Source organism: Paenibacillus sp. J22R232 (assembly GCF_056269165.1).
Map to the genome: position 1 here is coordinate 18235 of NZ_JBWDNK010000003.1, position 20708 is coordinate 38942.

Sequence of the window (20708 nt, forward strand, 5' to 3'; positions counted from 1 at the left end):
CTTTTTTATGGGGTAATCGATTCCTCATGCTTAAGGTTTTCAAATCGTAATAATTCTGATATACTACTAAACGTAATGATTACGTTTAGAATACGAGCCTAAAGGAGTCTTATCAGCAATGAGCAAAAGCAACAATAACCGCCTACCGAGAGCAAAAGGCTCAGAGATGGCAACCTACTATACAGCTAAGGACTGCGCGCGCAAAGTGAAGCGTATCGTATTTCAATCGGAGAATCGGACGATTATAGAGGAGTTTCTCACCATTCTCGCCATGAAAGACAAATTCGAGGAGCATGACGTGCCGATTCCGAACAAAATCGTCATGTACGGCCCACCAGGGACGGGCAAAACCTTGACGGCATTCTATATGGCGCAGCAGCTTGACGTTCCGCTCTTGCTCGTACGTCTGGACACCATTATCCACAGCCATCTTGGCGAAACCGCGAGCAATGTACGCAAAATATTCGAATATGCCAAAGCATCGCCATGCGTATTGTTTCTTGACGAATTCGACGCGATTGCAAGAACGAGGGAAAACAACGACGAAGTGAAAGAAATGGCTCGGGTCGTTAATACGCTGCTCCAGTGTTTGGACGAATTCGAATGCGGCAGCGTGTTTATGGCGGCAACGAATTTGCAGGAGGAGCTCGATCATGCCGTATGGCGGAGATTTGATACGAAGATGACCTACGGCATGCCGGATGATGCAACGAGATATGAATATATACGCCTGCTCATTGGAGAATTCGGACAGGAGGAAGGAACGCAGGAGCATGCTGCTGCGTTATTAAAGGGCTGCAGCTTTGCAGACATGGAGCAAATCGTTCTGAAAGCGAAGCGGAAAGCGATCATTGAGGGCGCTATGCTGACTGCCCGCCACGTTCATTATTCTTTAGAGGAATACAAGCCGCATGTGACGGCATAATGCCTGACTTGTGAAATCGATAGGCATAGCTGTAAACCTATATTAGCCAAAAGCACATTTCTATGCTAGTATTTAATCGTAATAATTACGATTTAATAAAAGACATTCAAAGGCAAAGAGGTGCTTATCTGATGAAAAATGCAATAGACGATCGTCGTATCCCGGTAAATGTGCTTAGCGGCTATCTAGGAGCGGGCAAAACGACGATTCTGAACCATGTTCTGAACAACCGGGAAGGGCTTAAGGTCGCCGTTATTGTCAATGATTTGGGCGAGGTAAACGTAGATGCTGACCTTATTCGTGACGGAGGCGGACTAAGCCGCACAGAAGAATCGCTCGTAGAAATGTCCAATGGCTGCATCTGCTGCACGCTCCGCGATGACCTGCTGCAGGAGGTTGAGCGCTTGGCGCTGGAGAATCGGTTTGACTACATTCTGATCGAATCGACGGGAATCGGAGAGCCGGTCCCTGTCGCGCAGACGTTCACCTACGTGGATGAGGAGCAGAACATCGACTTATCGAGGCTGACGAGGCTTGATACGATGGTCACGGTAGTGGATGCGGTTAATTTCTGGAACGATTACCACACGAAGGAAACGCTGGCCGACAGGGAACAGGAAGCAGGCGAGGGAGATACGAGAGGCGTCGTTCATCTTTTGATAGAGCAGATCGAGTTCTGCGATGTCCTGGTCATTAATAAATGCGACATGGTAAGCGCTGGGGAACTCGAGAAGCTCGAGCAGACGCTAAGAAGCCTTCAGCCAAGGGCAAGGATTGTAAGAGCAAGTAACGGAGCATTGAGCCCGGAGGAGATTCTGAATACGGGACTGTTCGATTTCGAGGAAGCTAGCCAGTCTGCAGGCTGGATAAAAGAGCTGGCGAAGGAGGAGCATACACCGGAGACAGAAGAATACGGCATAGCGACCTTTACGTATAAGCGGAAAATTCCGTTTCATCCGGGACGCTTTCTGAAGTGGCTAGCCAAATGGCCTAAGGCTGTCGTTCGTTCGAAAGGGCTGGTATGGATCGCTACGCGCAATAATATGGCAATTACGTTCAGCCAAGCAGGTGTGTCGAGGCAGCTGTCTCCGGCGGGGCTATGGGTCGCGGCCTTATCAGAAGAAGAACGGTTCTCTTATTTCGGAAGCGAATTCGAGAAAACGGCTGACTGGGACGATCAGTGGGGAGACCGCGTGACGAAGCTTGTATTCATCGGGATGGAGATGAACCGGGATGAAATTTCCAGTACGCTTGATATGGCGCTGCTGACTCCGGAGGAAATGGCAGGAAATTGGCGGGATTTGAAAGACCCGATTCCGAGTTTTTCTTAAAACATAAGATTGCATATGTCTCCGCGATAAAGGATTCTTCTATTTCTACGAGAAACGGATACGCTCCTCTTGCAGAGGACGACAAAGCTGTTTCTTCTTGAACAGCAGGAGGGAAGGGCAATGGGATACATAACGCTTGAAGAAGACGATGAGCAAGTAATCAGTTCTCAGAGCGAAGCTTTATGGGAACGAAGGGCGTTGGAGCTTGAAGCATGGGTTGACCGGGATAAAGTGAAGAAGAAGGATAAGCTGGCGATGATGCTGGATTCCGTTTCTGTCGACGCGGAGCTGTATCCGGCTTTGGTCGTGCTGAGACGAATACAGATTCCGACGGAATATAGCTGTGCAGGAGTTAGCGTTCTGGATGACCCATTCGATCATTCCGTATATGCTTACTTGACTTTCCATGCGAGTAAGCAGACGGAGTCGTTCGTCGAGTTCGCGGCGAATTATATGAAGCATCGTGTGTTGGTTACCTATGTGCCTGCTCGCAAGCGCTATGATTTGTCCTCCTTTTTTATTGGGCATAACAGATCCTTTTGCCTGCTTATGCATCGTTGTGCTGAAGCGTTCGCAGAGCGATCCCATGTTTGAATTTGTTAATAACTAAATCGTATTGTTCCTGACAAACTAAAAGCGTAATAATTACAATTAAACCAAGGGGGAAATTACATCATGAACGGAAATAATAAGCTCGTTATCTGTATGCTGCTTGTTTTGGCTTTGGTAACAGCTGCATGCGGAAATACAGCCGATAATACAAAAGGCAATGCTGCAGGGAATACGCCGGCACAAGCGGAGGAAGCGAATGCTGTGCCTGCCGCGGAAACGCCAAGCGATACATATGTTCCGCAGACGATTGTGGATGCTTCGGGAGCAGAGCTTGAGTTCACGGAGCCGGTAAGCAAAATTGCCTGCGTCGTTTCGCTATGCGTCGATATATTGGCGGAGCTTGGCCTTGAGCCTGTGGCAATTGCCGAAAGCGGCGTACGCACGATTGCGGCAGAGCCTGAATTCTATGGCGAAAAAGGGAAAACATTCGCTTCTATCGGCGGAAGCTTCTTCGAGCCGAACCTGGAAGACATCGTAACCGCAAAGCCGGATTTGGTAATTGGATTGATGGGAGTCCATGATGCGCTGCGAGAAGGCATGAACGGCGTTGCTCCCATCTATTTGGCACAACCAAGAACGTATGCGGATTCCATCGCCATTCTCGAAACGATAGGAAAGCTGACAGGCAGAACGGATGAGGCAAAGGCTGCTGGTGATGCGTTCCTAGCCAAGCTCGAAGCAGCGAAGCAGAAAGCGCCAATGGATAAAAAAGCGTTGATCATGTATGGTTCGGACGTCAATTTTGCCATTGTGACGGACAGCGGTTTAGGCGGTTCCGTCTTGAAGGAAGTGAGCGAATATCCATTTCAGGTAAAGGACCCTTCCGAGGATCCGTACGGAGAAGGCAGCATCCAATATTCGCTAGAGAAGCTGCTTGAAGAGGACCCGGACGCCATCTTTATTGAAAGCTACTCCTATAGCCCGGGTACGAAGCCGCTTTCTGAGCAAATGGCTGAGCTGCCGCTTTGGAGCAAGCTAAAGGCGGTGAAGGAAAACCAAGTCATCGAAGTTCGTTCCCCAATCTGGGGAGACGGCCGCGGTACCCGCTCCTTGGGCATTCTGCTGGATGAGTCGCTTCAATTCCTGTATCCGGATCTGTTCTAGGAGGCAGCGGCATTCATGTACGCAAAAAAACAACCGCATGCGATCGGAAGAAGAAAAGTTCTTCTTCCGATTTTTTTATTTGTCTTGCTGCCCGCAGCGGCAGCGATAAACATAAGTTCAGGAGCTCCAACGATGGCTTGGGACGAGCTGTTTGGCGTTATATTCTCGAACGCAGGCAGCGAGCTTCAGCGAACGGTCATATGGGAGATGAGAATGCCTAGGATCATTCTCGGTTTCATCGTCGGCATGCTGCTGGGTACTGCCGGACTGCTTATGCAGGGGGCGATGAACAATAAACTGGCAGGCCCTGAGCTGCTTGGCGTCTCCTCGGGAGCATCGCTTGTTATGGCTGCTATTACTGTGCTGCATTTGCCTGTTTCGGTTCTGATGCATCCCTTTTTTGCCTTGCTTGGCGGTCTTGCAGGAGGTGTATGCGTGGTGCTGGCAGCCAGAGGGAGCCGCGGATCGGTTGGCATGCTCCTCATCGGCATGTCCGTATCCGCCATACTTAACGGGCTGCTTATCGTTCTTATTTCTTTGGCTGCGAGCAATGATGTCAATCTGCTCTATACCTATCTGATGGGGTCACTTGCGAACCGCAGCTGGGAGCATGTGTATCGCATGCTTCCCTGGACCATATGCGCAATGCCGCTAGCCTTGCTATTTGTCCGAACGCTTAATTTGCTGCAGCTTGGCGACGAGGCCGCAGCGGGGCTTGGGTTAAAGGTGCTGCGCGCTCGGGTTGCGATACTCGCACTATGCGCAGGTTTAGTGGCGATTACGGTTGCGCAGTGCGGCCCCATCGGCTATATCGCATTAATCGCTCCGCATTTGGTACGTTCTATGTTTGGAGGGTCAGATGCGCGGGTGGTTCTGCCTTTATCAGCGCTCTGCGGCGGCGTTCTTCTCGTTGCAGCGGATACAGCCGCCAGGCTTCTTTTCTATCCGATGGAAATTCCTGTTGGCGTCTGGACGACAATGCTTGGCGGTGGGTTCTTCTTGTTTCTTTTCGTGATTAAGGGGAAAGGAGGCGGGGGGGATGGCTAAAACAAAAAACGCAGCGCGTGCGCGCGCGAAAAGGTTTTGGTTAGTCGCCGCAGCACTGCTGCTTGGAATCACGCTGCTGTTCATCCTGCATGTCGGGCTTGGCAAAACCATGCTTACTTCGGAAGAGGTTCTTCAGGCGCTGCTAAATCGGGGAGGCGATGAGGGAATCCGCCATATCGTGTGGAACCTGCGACTTCCTCGCGCATTAATTGCGATTGCGGCAGGCATGATGCTGGGCGTGTCCGGCGCGATCTTACAGGCTGTTATGCGCAATCCGCTCGTCGAGCCTGGCTTAGTTGGCGCGTCATCGGGCGCGGTGCTGTTCGCTGTGCTATGGGCGAGCTTTTCTTCGGCTGCATGGATGAAAGCAGTGCCGCTGCCTTTCGTGGCGATGGCGGGAGGACTTGGCTCAGTCATGCTTGTTTATGCGCTGAATGCCCGTCAACAGAGCAGCGCGGCTCGTCTTGCGCTGATCGGTGTAATAATGACTGCGATTTTGCAATCGGCGACCTCATTGTTTCTACTCCACGGCCAGCAGGGCTTATCCTCCATTTTCCTCTGGACCTTCGGATCGTTAAACGGCAGAGGCTGGAGCAGCTGGGCAGCGCTTTGGCCATGGGCGACCATTGGATTGCTTCTAGCGATGCTATATGCGCGTAGAGCAGAATTGCTGCAGCTGGGTGATTCGACAGCGTCCGGGCTTGGTTTAGCGGCGGGCCGCTCGCGCGTTATCCTTCTACTGATTGCATCCGGTTTAACCGCAGCATCCGTTTCGGTAGTGGGCGCGATAGGCTTTATTGGACTGATTGGACCGCATGCCGCAGCGCTGCTTGCAGGTAGAAGGCCCGTTTGGTGGTTTCCGATCAGCGCGCTATTCTCCGCTTTTCTTTTGCTTGCCGCAGATTGGATCGGTCAAAGCCTAACGCTCAGCCTCCCATTCCCCGGCATGGAGAACCATTCGACAAGCCTGCCGGTTGGAGCCGTTACTACGCTGCTTGGAGCACCGTTCTTTCTATTCCTGCTCCGCAAATCACTATTGAAAAAATAAGGAGTAAGGGCATGATGCAGAATGGAATAAAGGAGGCAGAGGATAACAAAATATCCGTTTAACCGAAATAGAGAGCAGGAAAAGGAGCGGCCCGGCGGTATGAACCTGCCAGGCGGCTCCTTTTTCATTCTGTTACGAAGCCTGCTGTTTGCTTATTGAGACTGCGGGACAAAGCAACGAAAAACTTGAACCGAACAGCCGTTAGTTTCAAAAAAAGTATTGCCATTATTATTCAATATTTTATTAAAAAATGAATCTCGTATACTGTATAATAGAAATGTGCTCTTACAAAATATTAATATACACAGGATCGAGGGGATTAAATGGAGCATGTTCACGGGTCTTATGATAGTTTGTTAGTCCTTTTTTCATACATTATTGCGGTAATGGCCTCTTACACGGCTCTTGATTTAGCAGGGCGGGTAAGCACTTCAAAAGGGACGACGCGATTAAGATGGCTGACGTTCGGCGCGGCATCGATGGGGATGGGAATATGGTCGATGCATTTCGTTGGCATGCTTGCATTGAATCTCCCAATTGTGGTCGAATATGATTTGGTTATCGTGCTTCTTTCGGTCTTTGCCGCGATCGGGGCAGCGTTTATCGCATTATTCGTAGTGGGAAGAAGCGAGCTTACAGGTACACAGCTGCTTATTGGCGGCATACTGCTTGCAATCGGAATATCTGTCATGCATTACGTTGGGATGGCTGCGATGCTTATTCCGATTACCTATAATCCGATTATATTTATTCTCTCCGTTCTCATTGCGTTTGGCGCATCCATAGCGGCACTGTGGCTTTCGTTTTATTTCCGCAAAGGGGACAAGAAAGGCGAGTTATATAAGAAGCTCGGAAGCGGTGCAATTATGGGCGCGGCCATATCCGGCATGCATTATACGGGAATGACAGCTGCCAATTTCCATGACAGCAGTAAATCAGCCTTGTTCTACGGTGTGACGCTTGACCACAAGTGGCTTGCCTATTTTATAGCGGGAGGCATCTTCTTTACGCTGGGGCTATCCTTATTCGGGATATACATCGCCAAAAGGCTGGCACGCAAGGATTCGGAAATGGAGCAAAACGATAAGTGGTATAAGTCATTGTACGAAAACAGCCAGGATGGAATCGTATCGGTTGATCTGCAGCGCAATGTCATTAGCCATAATCCGATTGCTCTGCAGATTACGGGCTTCAGCAGCAAAGAGGTTATGAACCAATCGATATCCGCATTGAAAGACATTATCGTATCCGAGGATCAGGAACGCGTCAGGCAAATGTTTCAACGATGCTTTGATGGCGAGACGCTTAATCACGAAACCTCCATCATTAGGCATGACGGAACGAAGGTAGAGCTCAGCGTTGCGAATGTTCCGGTTGTCGTGGACGGAAACGTTGTGGGTATCTACATCATCTTCAAGGATATTACGCAAGAGAAACAGGCGAAGCAGAGGATCAACCATTTGGCGTTTCACGATGAGCTGACAGGCCTGCCTAACCGCAGGATGTTTAACCAAGCGATCTCTGAGGCCATAGCAGCGAATAGCGGCACAAGGCTGCCTTTTGCCGTAATGGTGCTCGATATTGACCGTTTCAAAATGATTAATGACTCGTTGGGACATACGGTTGGCGACCAATTTCTTCAGGAAGTTAGCAAGCGTATACAACAAGCAGCCAAGGAAAGCAGCGCCATGCTAGCACGCATGGGCGGTGATGAGTTTACGCTTCTATGCAGCCGTTATGGGGAAATTGCCGAAATCGAGCAGCTGGCGAAAGACATCATTACCGCAATCCAAGCGCCATACCGGTTAAAAGATAGTGACTTCTATGTCTCTGCTAGCATCGGCATCTCTTTATTTCCAAAACATGGGGCGGATGCCGGCCAACTACTGAGAAGCGCCGATACGGCCATGTACGAGGTAAAGAAAAAAGGGAAAAACGATTATTTGTTTTTCTCGAACGAGTTGGATGAGCAGCTTCTGGAAAAAATCGAGCTGGAAAGCGATCTTAGAAAAGCAATCGAAAGGGGCGAGCTGCTTCTTCATTACCAGCCACAGATTCGCACGGAGGATCATGCGATGATCGGAATTGAAGCACTCGTGCGCTGGGAGCATCCGACAAAAGGTTTGTTGTCTCCCGGCCTCTTTATCCCGATTGCCGAGGAAACGGGCCTTATTTATGAAATGGGAACTTGGGTGCTGCGCGAAGCTTGCCAGCAAATGAGAAGATGGCATGATGAGGGCGGTCCGCTCATCCCCATATCCGTAAACCTCTCTTCGCAGCAGTTCCACCAGCCGAAGCTTGCGGAGTATATTATGGACATACTAGAGCAAACAGGCTTGAAGCCTGAGTTTCTTGAGCTGGAAATAACGGAGAGCATGATGATGGACGCATCCATTTCCAGCAGCATTCTAAATCAGCTGAATGAATATGGCATACGGATAAGCCTTGATGATTTCGGGACGGGCTACAGCTCGCTAAGCTATCTCAAAATGTTCCCTATCCATAAGGTGAAGATTGATCGTTCCTTCATTCGGGATATCACAGAAAACAACAATGATCGGGCAATCGTATCGACGATTATTGCCATGGCGCAGCATTTGAACATGGAGGTCATTGCGGAGGGGATTGAAACGAAGGACCAGCTTGATATTTTGACGGATAACTCCTGCCAGAAGATTCAAGGCTATTACTTCAGCAAGCCGCTGCCAGCATTAGACGTGGAGCAGGCATTTTTTGTACCGGAGCGGAAGGAAGCAATCAACGCTTTGAAATGAACGTATCTTAACGGGGAGCAAGCCTTGATATTTTGATTAGGGGCGTTGCTCCTCTTCACGTTTTGGCAAGCGCAGATGGTTAAGCAAGCATGACTTGCAAACACAAGCTTTGCCAAGCATGTCCGCTGGAATTTGCAGGAGCAGCTCCTCTGGGAATTTTTCGTGAAAGCACCAGCAATCGGCTTGGGCTTCCTGGACAGCTTTGATTCCGCAAGCATTGGGTTGGCCGCATAGGGGACAATTCAATCACATAACCTCCTTATCTAGAAGAGCCAGCCCCATCGCTTTCGGCGAAGGGCTGGCTATTATTTTGCAATAGCCGATTCGGCTACTCGGCTGACGCATCAAGCACGAATTTCTCAATGACGTGGCGTACGCCTTCTTCGTTGTTGGAGAGCGTTACATAATCAGCGATATCCTTGAGTGATTGAATCGCATTGCCCATGGCTACGCCAAGTCCGGCAGCGAGAATCATTTCATTGTCATTCCATGCATCGCCAAGCGCAATGGTCTGATCCATCGTACAGCCCAAATGCTCCGCCATGAAAGTAAGCGCGTGCCCCTTCGTGCCTTCCTTGTGCATGAACTCCAGGTAATGCGCTTTGGATTTCGTAATGTGGACACGGTCGCCAATCAGCAGCTTCAGCTCCTCAGCAATGATATCGAGTCGGGCAGGATCGTCAATGATAAGCATTTTGTTCATTGGAAAGTCAAGCAGCTTGTTGAAATCAGGCTCGATTTTGTAAGGAATATTTGAGAGCTTGGAATATGCTTTTATTTTGTCGTTATCCTCTGTCCCGTAAAGCTCGTCGCTAACGTAAAGCTGCAAATGCAGGCCGTTTGCCTCGGCGTAAGCGTGAATCTGCTTAGCCGCGTCAATCGGGACATTGCGTTCATACAGTACCTGCCCGTCGAGCAGCGTTTTGACGAGGGCTCCCTGATAAGTAATAATAGGGACATTGAGCTCGATTTGTTTGGCGATCTTTTGAGCGGAAGCGAACATGCGGCCAGTTGCCAGCGTAACCGTTACGCCCTGCGCTATGGCAGCCTCCATCGCGCGCTTCGTTCCTTCCGTTACGATGAGGTCATCCGTTAATAACGTGTCGTCAACATCAATTGCGATAAGTTTATACATACTAGCGGTAAAGCTCCTCTCCAAGCTCTTTATAGTTAAGAATAGGTTGATTGTAGCGAAAATGGCTCGCACATACAAGACAGGGAGCATGCTAACGAAGCAAGTTTTGCTTCACAAAACGGAGCGTATGCTTCCGAAGTAAGTTTTGCTTCACAAAACGGAGCGTATGCTTCCGAAGCAAGTTTTGCTTCACAAAACGGAGCGTATGCTTCCGAAGCAAGTTTTGCTTCACAAAACGGAGCGTATGCTTCCGAAGTAAGTTTTGCTTCACAAAACTTTGTAGGAGATGAACAAATGAACTATTTTACATCAGCGGCTGCAAAACAACGGTTTCTTTCCTTTTGCGTACTTGGGGCTTTTCTATTCGCGGCAATTGGCTTCACGGTAGGCGTGCTATGGATGGGAAATCGCTATCCGATGCTCAAGGAGCCTGCATTCAAGCAATTTACAGTGTCCTATAACAAAATCATTAAAGATTATTTGAACGGCGCCGAGCCGAAAAAGCTGATCAACGGGGCGGCAGTTGGCATGGTCAGCTCGCTTGAGGATCCTTATTCCCGCTATCTGGTGGAAGAAAAGGGAGATGCCTACACGCAGTCCTACGAAGGTGAAATATTCGGAATCGGAGCCGAGCTTCGGGAAGAAGAGGGCGAGTTCGTCATTACGGCGCTTACGAAGGGATCGCCTGCCGAGCGTGGAGGCTTGCTGCCTGGTGACATCATCATCTCCGTGGATAACCAGAAGCTGAGCGGCAAAACTTTCGATGATCTGTTAGGACTTGTCAGGGGAGAGGAAGGAACAAACGTCTCGCTTGAGGTTCAAAGAGCGAATCAATCAGAGCTGATCTCCATTACGCTGAAGCGCGAAGCGATACCCGTGCATACCGTCACGTCCGAGCTGCTGGATGGGGGCATCGGGCATGTAACGATCAGCCGCTTTGCAGAGAAGACGGCTGATGAATTCGAGGCGGCAATCAAAGAGCTTCAAGAGAAGCAGCCGCTCAAAGGCTTGCTGCTCGATATGCGATCCAATCCAGGCGGACTGCTTCAGCCGACGATTAAAATTGCAAGCACGCTGATCCCGAAGGATAAGGTCATTCTCAATGTCGTCTACAAAAACGAGCGGCAGACGATTTCCTACAAATCAAAGCAAGAGAAGGAATGGACGGTACCGATTGCCGTACTCGTGAATGGGCAGTCCGCGAGTGCGAGCGAGGTGCTCACCGCAGCCTTGAAGGAGTCCGCGGGCGCTACGGTTATCGGCGAGAAAACCTACGGCAAAGGTGTCGTTCAAGCTTTTAATCAATTTAAGGATGGATCAGTCCTAAGCTTAACCGAGGCCCAGTGGAAGACACCGGGAGGAACTTGGATCAATAAAACAGGGGTATCGCCTGATTTTGCGGTTGAGCTTCCCGCCTATACGCAGCTGCGACCGCTCGCTATCGGTACGGAGATGAAGGTTGGCAGCTATGGGGAGGATGTCAAAACCTTGCAGCTGATGCTGAAGGAGCTCGGCTATTCTCCGACAGGACAAGAAGGCATGTTCGATAAGGATACGGCTGAAGCGCTGCGGAAATTCCAAACGGCAGAGAAGCTGGAGGCTACGGGCAGCTTTAACGACAAAACAGGTTATCAGCTGCTGAGCAAGCTTCGGGAGAAGCTCGCCAAAGAAGACAGCCAGCTGATTAAAGGATTGGATGTCCTTAAAAATCGCGGTTGACAACGGGGATGATAATCATTATCATTAAGTAGGAAGCAATTCCTTCGTTGCGCTGCGGGGTGAATCGGTTGAAGAAGATTAAATATTGCAGACGGAATTTAAAGAACGGTTCAGAGCCGATTTATAAGGCGATGAAGAATCGATATCCGGATATTAAACAGAAGAAAAGCGATTGCCTCGGCGATTGCAAAACCTGTAAGCTGGAATGCTTTGTCGTCATAAAGTCGAAGACGGTAAGCGCGCCGTCGGCAGAAAAGCTTTACAAGCGATTGAAAAAAATGATCGGTTAACCCTTATATTTGGATACATTTACAAGAACGGCATTTGCCGTTCTTTGTTTTTATGTTAGAATAAGTACAATCTAGGAAAGCTGAGGTGCATGAGCATGAATGATGGACTAGCAGAAGCATTAAATGAACAGATGAATTTTGAGTTTTATTCAGCGCATGTGTATCTGGCAATGGCAGCGTATTGTTCGGGCGAAAGCCTGGATGGGTTTGCAAACTTCTTCATCGTACAAGCCGAGGAAGAACGTTTTCACGCTATGAAAATATACAAGTTTCTGAACGACCGCGGCCGCCGTGCCACGCTATCGGCGCTTGGCGAGCCAAATAACGAATATTCGTCCATCCTGGACACATTTGAGCAAGGCTATGGACATGAGCAGCAAAATACGAAACGTTTTTATAATTTGTCAGACCTTGCAATCAGCGATCGCGAGCATGCGACGATCAACTTCCTCAAATGGTTTATTGACGAGCAGGTGGAAGAAGAAGCGTTGTTCGATAACATTATCCATAAGCTGAAGCGTATCGATAAGGACAGCAACGCATTCTACATGTTGGATGCAGAGTTTGCCGGGCGTTCCTTTACCGCGCCGGCTCTTTAATATCATCAGCGCGACCATAAATATCCGAAAGCCGTTTGCACAGTAGAATGTGTGAACGGCTTTTTACTCTTATAGGCTTGAACGCTAATGTTCAATATGCACCAGTTTCTCGCTCGACAAAACATAGCACGTGGTTCCATTGGTCGGAGTCTGCTTCTACGCAGAACGCAGAACGCAGAACGCTGAAGCAAAACGAGTATGCATTCATTTTAATTATTTTCGGCGTGGAACTCCGTTGCCTGAAGTAGTAAGCTAATACTACGGAAACAGCTAGTTGGAAACGAAGAGGAGGAATGATTTTTTTGCAAACGATGTTTCGTTACAATTGGCAGGTCCGCGAAGATTGGTACAGATGGTGTGAGGACGTGCCTGAGAATGAACTGCTGCGTGAACGGACCGGTGGGGTTGGCGGGGTTTTACATACGCTCTTTCATATGGTCGACGTAGAGTGGAGCTGGATTCGTGCTCTTCAAGGAAAGCCTGATTTCCAAGAAAGCTTCAATGATTATGACAGCTTGGCGAAGGTACGCGAGCTTGACCGCGCTTTTAGACAGGATGTGGAGAGCTTCGTAATCGACTGGGACAGCAGCATGGAGCACCGCCGACACGTGGATCCCCAGCCAAACGGGAAAGCAGCCGTAGAATCCTGGGGTGAAATTATGCGTCATGTCATTGCCCATCATATCCATCACGCCGGACAATTATCGATATGGGCGAGGGAGATTGGCAAGAAGCCAGTGTCGGCTAACGTTATTGGAAGAGGACTCATGGAAATAGCGGCTGAGTGAAGAAGGATGCGGTTGAACGGAACCGTTTCTTGGAACAGAATAAGCGCAAAACGAAGGAGCGGCCTCCAGCATGTCCACATGCTGGAGGCCGCTCCTTCGTTTGCTAGTTGGAATCATTCAGTATGAGTGCAAGAAAAGAATCGACCAGCTCCGGGTCGAAATGGAGGCCGCGCTGCTCGGTAATAAAGGCTAGCGCGCGCTCCTCGGACCATTTCTCTTTGTATGGCCGGATGCTCGTAAGGGCATCAAACACGTCAACGACACTGACGATTCTTGCTTCAATCGGTATATCCTCTCCCGCAAGCTGGTGGGGATAGCCGCTTCCGTCCCACTTCTCATGGTGATAGAGAATGATGTTTTTGCCCATTTCGAGCTCTTGGTGGAAAAGATCGTCATTCAGCTCCGCATGAATTTTATCGATGATGTCAACGCCGATCTGAGTGTGCATCTCGACAATCTGTCGCTCATAATAAGCCAAGGGGCCCGGCTTGTACAAAATACCCTCGGGTATGCCCGATTTGCCGATATCGTGTAAAATGCTGGCGTGCGTGATCCGGTTGACGAGTTCCTCCGGCCAGTTTAGCTGCAGCCGTTCGTTGTGGAAATGGGTCAGCCGCTCCGTTAATTCGCGAACGCGTACGAGATGCTGCTCAATGCCGGGATCTCTTATTTCGCATGAAATCGCGAGTACCTTCAGCATCGAGCTTTGTATGGAGCCGATACGCTCCTCCGGCAAATAAAAGCCGCTTTTCAGCTTCTCCAGCTCGCGGAAGATCCCGACGTAGTAGAACGTCTCGTCAATCTCCATCACCGTAATCGTAATGGATGAATGCCAGATGCTGCTGTCTCTCCTGCGATTGGTAAATACGCCAGACCATGATAATCCAAGGCTGAGCGCGCGTTTCATCTGGTCATGCGTCTCTTTTGGCGTATAGGAGGTTCGCAGGACGCTTGCCTTTTTACCGTTTATTTCGGATGCGGCATACCCTGTTATTTTCTCATAGGGTGCATTCACGGCAAGGATGACATGGTTAATGTCCGTAATGATAACGGCATCGGCCAGCTTGAGGTATGGCGTCAGAAGTTCGTGTAGGGTACTCATGCTGCGATCGCTTCTCCTTATTTCTTCTTCTTGGGCAGAGTCTTCGTTCCTTGCTCCATCGGCGCCTCGCACAGCGGGCAAGGCCTTGTCTCGGATTGAGAGTCTTCATACGTAATGACGCGTTGCCATACTTGGCAAGTGGAGCTTGTACACAGCCATGCGAGAACAGATTCCGAATCTGCATCCTCCTCCTCGCCATTCGAGAAAGCGGAGCGAATAAAGCGGGATAGTTCCGCCGGCTTCCCCCGATAAAGCGCGGGAGAGCTTATATACAATTCTTCTTGAGCCCGCGTGACCGCAACATAAGCAAGGCGCCTTTCTTCCTCGAGCGCTTCGGCAAGCGAGTCTTCGCCTGTCTGAATGGAGGTCCGGTCGCTATGCTTGTCTGCGGCAAGCGCGGAGCTGTGCGGAAGGATGCCTTCCGAAGCACCGATGACGAATACGACGGGAAATTCGAGCCCTTTGGATTTGTGTATGGACATCAGCGATATCGCGCTGCGGTTATGCTCATGCTTTTGGAGCTTCTGCAGCGCCGCATGCTTGTCCGTAATATCATCAATATATGCAAGAAACGCCTCGATGGTGTCGTATGTGCCGGCTGCTGCTTCGAATTCATCAAGCACTTCCTTCAAGCCTTCTTTGTGCTCGGTCATTTCATGTTTTTTGCTCGTTTCAAGAAATTGGTCATAAAACGCTTGGCGAAGCTGCATAATAGCGGCAGTAGGCCTTAGATCGGCCAACGATTTGATCAGCTTGATCCGCTCTTTGATCTTATCCTTTTGGAATTCCTTGAGCTGAGGGAATTCTAGCAAATGGATAAGCGGCCATTTCTTTGCCCTTTGCTTGTCCTGGTTCCAAATAAATGCCATGGCTTGCTCGCGATTGACATACAAAGAGGGCAGCAGCGTTTCCATCGCATCGAAGTCGCGGCGGTCCTGCACGAGCCTCAGATGCGCGAGCAGCGGCTTGATCGCCCACTGGTCATAAAAGAGCTGGCCGTCTCCAAAGTCGATGAACGGGAGCTCCTTTGTCAAAAGCAGCTCTGTCAGTGCCCGGCTGCTGCTTGCCGTTCGGAATAGGACGGCATAGTCGCCGTAAGCGCGCTTTCCTGTATTCACCTGATTTGCAACCGTTTCAACGATCAGCATGGCTTCGTCCTGCGTGGATTTGAGCCGAGCATAAGCCGGGCTGACGCCTTTGGGCTTCACCGCCAGTAGCGTTTTCTCCTTGCGCAGCTTATTGTATTGAATAATGGCATTGCCGAGTCCTACGATTGTGCTCGTTGAACGGTAGTTGATATCAAGCACATAGGTAACCGCACCGGGATATTGATGGTCAAAGTTCAAGATATAATCGTTTTTGGCACCGTTGAAAGAATAGATCGTCTGATCGTCGTCGCCAACAACCATTAGGTTGCGATGCTTGTCCGCCAGCATTTGCACCAGCACGTACTGTACCTGGTTCGTATCCTGGAACTCGTCGATCATGACATATTGGAATCGATTCTGAAGTGCGGCAAGCAGTGCCTCGTCATCCTTCAGCAGCCTATAGGCTTCCAAAAGCAGATCGTCATAATCGAGCTTGTCCATGTCCTTCTTCCACTGCTCATAGCGCGTGAACAGCAGCTTCAGCTCACGTTCCTCCGTTGTTGCTGCTGGAAGTTCGCTGACGTTGATCATTTGCAGCTTAATGGCCGAGAGCTGGGCAAGCAGCGTCTCGGGCTCGTATTCGTTCTTCAGCAGCAGCTCACGCATCAGCCTTTTGAAAAAGATATGCTTCTGACCGGTTTCGCCAAGTATGCCTTGACGATAGCCTCGTCCCCTTAGCAGCTGGAGGCAGAACGAATGAAAGGTGCGCGCCTCAACTCCGTTTGCTGCTTGCGGATTAAGCGCAGGAAGAGAGCGGATGCGTCCGCGCATTTCGTCGGCAGCTTTTTTGGAGAAGGTCATTAATAGGATATGCTGAGGCTGCACGCGCCTAACAGCGAGCAAGTAAGCCGTCCGGCATACGAGAACGGAGGTTTTACCGGATCCAGCTCCCGCCAGCGTAAGCGCCGGTCCATGGTTGTGCCGTACGGCAGTCAGCTGCGGCCTATTGAGGGATATGCCGTATTGCTCCAAAGAGCGGAAGAAACCGGAATCCTGCTCATCGTTTCCGACCAGCTGGCGGCTCGTCTTGGACTCTGCGGTTGGGGCGAAGGGAACCTCTCTGTCCTTGACCCCTATAGGGAATGTATAATAGTTGTTGCCCATTGCTTCATCACCTTTAGTAATTATATTTGTTTATTATAACAGAACAATAATCAGAATGAGGGATGTCATCATGATAGAATCAGCCAAAATAGAAGACGCGGAAGAGGTAATGCCGCTGGTGCTGGCCGCCATTGGCCATATTGCCTTTACGCTGGCAGGTACGGAGGATTTAGAGGAAGCTAGGCGCATTCTCATTGGATTTTATATGAGGGAAGACAATCGCATCAGCTACAAGCATGTACTCGTAGACAGGCGGCAGCATAAAATTGCCGGCATGCTGCTAAGCTATGCGGGAGATGGAGCTGCGGCGCTTGATTTGCCGTTTGCTGCGCGTGGCGGCGATGCCATTGTGGTGGAGGCAAGGGAGGGAGAGTATTATCTGGACTCTATCGCCGTCGATGAGCATTATCAAGGGCAGGGCATTGCCAAAGCGTTGATCAGCGCATTCGAGAGCAAGGGCCGGGAGCAAGGCTACAGCAAGCTCTCGCTCATCGTCGAGCCGAAAAATGCAAGAGCTTATGCGCTGTACAAAAAGCTGAATTACGAGGAAGACGGCTCGATCCAGGTAAGCGGCAGCCGTTATACCCGCATGGTTAAAAAGCTATGATGCCATGCTAAAGTTAATTATGGAATAATAAGGGTTTTTACGGTAAGATGAGAGAGTTGTTAACCTTATTAATAATAGACTTTCATCGTAACCGGGGGCGTGTTGTGCATGGCAAGTACTAGCTTTAAATCGAAATTGGCTTACAGCTCGGGCAATTTATCGGTAAACCTGATCGCGCAAGCCTTTGCATCCTACATCGTCTTCTATTACGTAGACGTGCTTGGGGTGAAACCGACGCTAATCAGCGCGGCAATGGTTATCCACGGCATCGTGAATGCGGTGTTAAATCCGTTGTTTGGGCATATCTCGGATCGGACCAGCAGCCGGTTCGGAAGGCGCGTACCGTACATGCTGTTCGGCATGGTGCCGCTCGCGGCCTTATTTACGGCCATATGGTTCCCGGTGGGAAGCGGGATGACGTTGTTTTGGTATTTTTTAACGATCGTGCTGCTTTATGATATTTTGTTCGTCATGGTCGTACTGAATTATTCGGCACTATTTCCGGAGATGTTCACGACGATGAAGGAGCGGGCTTCCGTCTCCTCATGGCGGCAAATGTTCGGGATTGTCGGCATGATTATCGGTGTGGCACTGCCGCCGCTCGTTTACGGCAAGCTGGGCTGGGGGCCAATGGGAGCCATATTTGCAGGCATTGCGTTAGTTTTTTTGATTATTATGGTATCGGCAAGCAAAGAGGCGCGAGTCGTTAAGCGCGAAGAGATCGGTTTTGCGCAATCCCTGAAATTCACGTTTTCGAATAAGGCGTTCGTTTGGTTTGTCATTGGCAGCTTCTTCGTGCAATTCACCTTTGCGATGCTGCCGGCGGCGATTCCGTTTTTCACCAAATACGTGCTCGCCGCGGGGGATGAGAGCAATACGGTATTGCTTGGCGCGATTTTTATTTCGGCTATCCCCTGCGTCTACCTTTGGGGCAGATTGGTACAGAAGTGGGGACCGCGCCAAACGGTCATCGTTGCGGTCAGCATCTATGCGCTTGCCATGATTCCTTTTCTTTTCGTGCAAAGCGTTGCAACCGCCGCCGCCGCCGCGGCCGCAATCGGTATTGGGCTTGCCGGGCTGCTCGTGCTGCTGGACGTTCTCTTGTCCGAAATCATCGACGAGGATGAAAAGCGGACGGGAGTGCGCAGGGAAGGCATGTATTTCGGAATGAACGGATTTATCGTCAAATGGGGCGTGTCGCTCCAGGCTGTCGTACTAGGCGTAATTCTAGAGGCCAGCGGATACGTGAAGGATGCGGTGCAAGCTGAAGCCGCCGTATGGGGCATCCGCTCCATGCTGAGCATTATCCCGTTCATCGCTTTGCTAATCGCTCTTGTTTTCTTCTTCTTGTATCCAATCAGACAGACTAACTCCAAAGCTGGAAATGGTGATCTCAACTAATGCTTCTTCGACTTAAGGAATGGATCAACCGAAATAGACTGCTTGCTCTATTATTTGCTGTTGGCGCGGCCGTGCGGGTGCTTTACGCAGGAGCGATACCGGGCGGACTGAACCAGGATGAGGCTTCCATTGGCTACGAGGCTTACTCAATCCTTCATTATGGAATGGATCGCAACGGCATAACGCTGCCGATTCACTTGATCGCATGGGGAAGCGGGCAAAACGCGCTATATGCCTATCTATCCATTCCGTTTGTTTACTTATTCGGTTTGAATCCGTTAAGCATCCGAATGGTCAGCATGCTGTTTGGCTTGCTCGGGATGGTATTGTTTTATCTCATTGCGAAGCGAGTCTTTAAGAAGGAAGCAGCTGCCTTATCGTCAGCATTCCTTATTGTCATTTGTCCTTGGCATATTATGATGTCCAGATGGGCGCTTGAGTCTAATATTTTTCCTACCCTGGTGCTGCTGGCTGTCTATTTTTTGTTCAAGGCGTTTGAGCAGCCGAAATGGCTGGTCGGCTTCGCGATTACGCTTGCCCTTTCACTCTATGCATACGGGACCGCTTATTTTTTCGTACCCGTGTTTGGATTGAGCGTGCTTGTGCTGCTTGCCGTGAAACAAACGATCAAGCGTAGCCTGCTGGTCTGGAACAGCTTGCTGCTGCTTGTTTTAGCGGTTCCGATCGGTTTGTTTCTATTCGTTAATCGCATGGATAGGCCGATGATGCAGTTTCTATTTTCAATTCCGAAGCTGACGGTCCCTCGCGTTGAGGAGGTTTCATCCGCATTCGAGGGTCAGCCGCTGGCGATGTTCTCGCATCATTTCAAGTCATTCTTGCAGCTGTATGTGACGCAAAATGATGGACTCTTGTGGAACGCGATCCCGAAATTCGGTTATATGTATCCATTGGCTTTGCCGATTATCGGCATGGGGATTATTTATGGGATATATCGGCTCTTCGTCCGATTCCGCGTGGAAACGGCGGTCATAGCATTATGGCTCGGAACCGCGCTGCTCATGACGCTAATAACAGACGTTAATATCAACCGCATTAATATTATCTTTTACCCGACGGTATTCGTGGCTGCAGCGGGCCTGGTTTGGCTGCATAAGCATATCAAGTATGCGCTCGCTATTGCGATCACGGCATTCTCCGTTTATTTTGGCTTGTTTTGCGGGCAGTACTTCACTTCCTACTCGAAGCAGATCAGTCCGATGTTCTACGAGTCCTTTGGGGAGGCGATCCAGTATGCATCCGATGCGACCGAGGGTACCGTCTACGTGACGGATGAGGTCATGATGCCATATATTTATGTGTTGTTTTATGAACGAATTTCCCCGCAGCTGTATTTGGATACGGTGGACTATATTAACCCGGGTGGAGCCTTTCAGTTTGTCCGCTCCTTTGGCCGGTATCAATTCGGGAAGCCGGCGATTCAATCGGGGGCGGAAGCTGCCTATGTTGTTTCGAACAGCGCTCCTCTTCCTGACGAAAAATTAGGTTACCAAATCAAAAAGTTCAAAAACTACACGGTTGTGAGCGGAAAAGGCGAGCAGGAGGAAACGGATGCTCACGTTTCGTTCCGGAATGGCGGCTTCGAGGAAGGGCAGCCATATTGGAGGTTTACGATAGGCGCGGGCATTGCTGGAAATCGGCCATTCGGCGGCACGAAGCTGCTGTACTTGGATCCGGGCAAGGATCAGCGTGCTTCACAGACCTTCGTTAACTCCGAGGCAGGTAACTACTCGTTGTCGGCTATGGCAAGCGCTAATGCGGAGGGCGGAGCAATAGGCGTGTTGGTTAACGGAAGAAAGATACAGGAGCAGGAAATTGACGTTCGGGAAGAATATGCGAAAATCCAGCTGCCCGCCGTTTCGATCGCGGAACAGGATGTAGTGACGGTATATGTTCAGGGCGGTTCCGGCTGGGTGAACATCGATGACATGGTATGGACGCTTCAAAAATGACGGA

Annotated in this window: 18 protein-coding genes; 14 read left to right on the forward strand and 4 right to left on the reverse strand. The window is 50.0% G+C overall.

From position 1 onward, the window contains the following. Window positions 1-118 precede the first annotated feature (118 nt). From AC0YN3_RS11110 to AC0YN3_RS11140, 7 genes are all read left to right on the forward strand, one after another. Window positions 119-925, forward strand: a complete 807-nt coding sequence (locus AC0YN3_RS11110; RefSeq protein WP_475775142.1) for an AAA family ATPase — start codon at window positions 119-121, stop codon at window positions 923-925. 131 nt (window positions 926-1056) lie between these two features. After that, complete coding sequence (locus AC0YN3_RS11115; RefSeq protein WP_475775143.1) at window positions 1057-2256, forward strand: GTP-binding protein; 1200 nt, start codon at window positions 1057-1059, stop codon at window positions 2254-2256. 120 nt (window positions 2257-2376) lie between these two features. Then, window positions 2377-2850 carry a hypothetical protein gene (locus tag AC0YN3_RS11120; RefSeq protein ID WP_475775144.1) on the forward strand — a complete coding sequence of 158 codons (474 nt, stop codon included), beginning with the start codon at window positions 2377-2379 and terminating at the stop codon, window positions 2848-2850. Between the two features lie 81 nt (window positions 2851-2931). Next, complete coding sequence (locus AC0YN3_RS11125) at window positions 2932-3972, forward strand: ABC transporter substrate-binding protein (RefSeq protein WP_475775145.1); 1041 nt, start codon at window positions 2932-2934, stop codon at window positions 3970-3972. A 15-nt stretch (window positions 3973-3987) separates the two neighbouring features. Beyond that, the gene (locus AC0YN3_RS11130) at window positions 3988-5019 is read left to right on the forward strand and encodes a FecCD family ABC transporter permease (RefSeq protein ID WP_475775146.1); all 1032 of its coding nucleotides are present in this window, start codon (window positions 3988-3990) and stop codon (window positions 5017-5019) included. After that, the gene (locus tag AC0YN3_RS11135; RefSeq protein ID WP_475775147.1) at window positions 5012-6067 is read left to right on the forward strand and encodes a FecCD family ABC transporter permease; all 1056 of its coding nucleotides are present in this window, start codon (window positions 5012-5014) and stop codon (window positions 6065-6067) included. The genes AC0YN3_RS11130 and AC0YN3_RS11135 overlap by 8 nt, the downstream gene beginning before the upstream one ends. Window positions 6068-6390: 323 nt before the next feature. Beyond that, on the forward strand, window positions 6391-8841 hold the full coding sequence (locus AC0YN3_RS11140) for an EAL domain-containing protein (RefSeq protein ID WP_475775148.1): 2451 nt from the start codon (window positions 6391-6393) through the stop codon (window positions 8839-8841). A gap of 36 nt (window positions 8842-8877) precedes the next feature. Here the strand turns inward: AC0YN3_RS11140 and AC0YN3_RS11145 are convergent, their stop codons facing one another. Then, complete coding sequence (locus tag AC0YN3_RS11145) at window positions 8878-9087, reverse strand: cysteine-rich CWC family protein (RefSeq protein ID WP_475775149.1); 210 nt, start codon at window positions 9085-9087, stop codon at window positions 8878-8880. Between the two features lie 82 nt (window positions 9088-9169). Further along, window positions 9170-9976, reverse strand: coding sequence for a Cof-type HAD-IIB family hydrolase (locus AC0YN3_RS11150; protein ID WP_475775150.1), 807 nt, complete (start codon window positions 9974-9976; stop codon window positions 9170-9172). A gap of 294 nt (window positions 9977-10270) precedes the next feature. Between AC0YN3_RS11150 and AC0YN3_RS11155 the strand changes: the two genes are divergently transcribed. From AC0YN3_RS11155 to AC0YN3_RS11170, 4 genes are all read left to right on the forward strand, one after another. Continuing rightward, window positions 10271-11695, forward strand: coding sequence for a S41 family peptidase (locus tag AC0YN3_RS11155; protein ID WP_475775151.1), 1425 nt, complete (start codon window positions 10271-10273; stop codon window positions 11693-11695). A gap of 59 nt (window positions 11696-11754) precedes the next feature. Then, on the forward strand, window positions 11755-11985 hold the full coding sequence (locus AC0YN3_RS11160) for a DUF1450 domain-containing protein (protein WP_415840017.1): 231 nt from the start codon (window positions 11755-11757) through the stop codon (window positions 11983-11985). Between the two features lie 95 nt (window positions 11986-12080). Beyond that, window positions 12081-12584: a ferritin gene (locus tag AC0YN3_RS11165; protein WP_183567685.1), complete on the forward strand. Its 504-nt coding sequence runs from the start codon at window positions 12081-12083 to the stop codon at window positions 12582-12584. 302 nt (window positions 12585-12886) lie between these two features. Next, window positions 12887-13372, forward strand: coding sequence for a DinB family protein (locus tag AC0YN3_RS11170; RefSeq protein ID WP_475775152.1), 486 nt, complete (start codon window positions 12887-12889; stop codon window positions 13370-13372). Window positions 13373-13475: 103 nt separating this feature from the next. On the opposite strand, the gene AC0YN3_RS11175 is transcribed toward AC0YN3_RS11170, so the two are convergent. Both AC0YN3_RS11175 and AC0YN3_RS11180 read right to left on the reverse strand, forming a co-directional pair. After that, on the reverse strand, window positions 13476-14474 hold the full coding sequence (locus AC0YN3_RS11175) for an HD-GYP domain-containing protein (RefSeq protein ID WP_475775153.1): 999 nt from the start codon (window positions 14472-14474) through the stop codon (window positions 13476-13478). A 17-nt stretch (window positions 14475-14491) separates the two neighbouring features. Continuing rightward, window positions 14492-16726, reverse strand: a complete 2235-nt coding sequence (locus tag AC0YN3_RS11180; RefSeq protein ID WP_475775154.1) for a UvrD-helicase domain-containing protein — start codon at window positions 16724-16726, stop codon at window positions 14492-14494. A gap of 70 nt (window positions 16727-16796) precedes the next feature. Here AC0YN3_RS11180 and AC0YN3_RS11185 point away from each other — a divergent pair, with 70 nt between their 5' ends. The 3 genes from AC0YN3_RS11185 (at window position 16797) to AC0YN3_RS11195 (ending at window position 20704) form a co-directional block, all read left to right on the forward strand. Then, window positions 16797-17333, forward strand: coding sequence for a GNAT family N-acetyltransferase (locus tag AC0YN3_RS11185; RefSeq protein WP_475775155.1), 537 nt, complete (start codon window positions 16797-16799; stop codon window positions 17331-17333). Window positions 17334-17441: 108 nt separating this feature from the next. Beyond that, window positions 17442-18734: an MFS transporter gene (locus AC0YN3_RS11190; RefSeq protein WP_475775156.1), complete on the forward strand. Its 1293-nt coding sequence runs from the start codon at window positions 17442-17444 to the stop codon at window positions 18732-18734. After that, a complete protein-coding gene (locus AC0YN3_RS11195; protein ID WP_475775157.1) occupies window positions 18734-20704 on the forward strand; it encodes an ArnT family glycosyltransferase in 1971 nt (656 codons plus the stop codon). Before AC0YN3_RS11190 ends, AC0YN3_RS11195 begins: the two co-directional genes overlap by 1 nt. The last annotated feature ends 4 nt before the right edge of the window (window positions 20705-20708 follow it).

Coding starts and splice junctions, on each gene's coding strand:
- AC0YN3_RS11110 (WP_475775142.1), top strand. CDS start 119: ATGAGCAAAAGCAACAATAACCGCCTACCGAGAGCAAAAGGCTCAGAG.
- AC0YN3_RS11115 (WP_475775143.1), top strand. CDS start 1,057: ATGAAAAATGCAATAGACGATCGTCGTATCCCGGTAAATGTGCTTAGC.
- AC0YN3_RS11120 (WP_475775144.1), top strand. CDS start 2,377: ATGGGATACATAACGCTTGAAGAAGACGATGAGCAAGTAATCAGTTCT.
- AC0YN3_RS11125 (WP_475775145.1), top strand. CDS start 2,932: ATGAACGGAAATAATAAGCTCGTTATCTGTATGCTGCTTGTTTTGGCT.
- AC0YN3_RS11130 (WP_475775146.1), top strand. CDS start 3,988: ATGTACGCAAAAAAACAACCGCATGCGATCGGAAGAAGAAAAGTTCTT.
- AC0YN3_RS11135 (WP_475775147.1), top strand. CDS start 5,012: ATGGCTAAAACAAAAAACGCAGCGCGTGCGCGCGCGAAAAGGTTTTGG.
- AC0YN3_RS11140 (WP_475775148.1), top strand. CDS start 6,391: ATGGAGCATGTTCACGGGTCTTATGATAGTTTGTTAGTCCTTTTTTCA.
- AC0YN3_RS11150 (WP_475775150.1), bottom strand. CDS start 9,976: ATGTATAAACTTATCGCAATTGATGTTGACGACACGTTATTAACGGAT.
- AC0YN3_RS11155 (WP_475775151.1), top strand. CDS start 10,271: ATGAACTATTTTACATCAGCGGCTGCAAAACAACGGTTTCTTTCCTTT.
- AC0YN3_RS11165 (WP_183567685.1), top strand. CDS start 12,081: ATGAATGATGGACTAGCAGAAGCATTAAATGAACAGATGAATTTTGAG.
- AC0YN3_RS11175 (WP_475775153.1), bottom strand. CDS start 14,474: ATGAGTACCCTACACGAACTTCTGACGCCATACCTCAAGCTGGCCGAT.
- AC0YN3_RS11180 (WP_475775154.1), bottom strand. CDS start 16,726: ATGGGCAACAACTATTATACATTCCCTATAGGGGTCAAGGACAGAGAG.
- AC0YN3_RS11185 (WP_475775155.1), top strand. CDS start 16,797: ATGATAGAATCAGCCAAAATAGAAGACGCGGAAGAGGTAATGCCGCTG.
- AC0YN3_RS11190 (WP_475775156.1), top strand. CDS start 17,442: ATGGCAAGTACTAGCTTTAAATCGAAATTGGCTTACAGCTCGGGCAAT.
- AC0YN3_RS11195 (WP_475775157.1), top strand. CDS start 18,734: ATGCTTCTTCGACTTAAGGAATGGATCAACCGAAATAGACTGCTTGCT.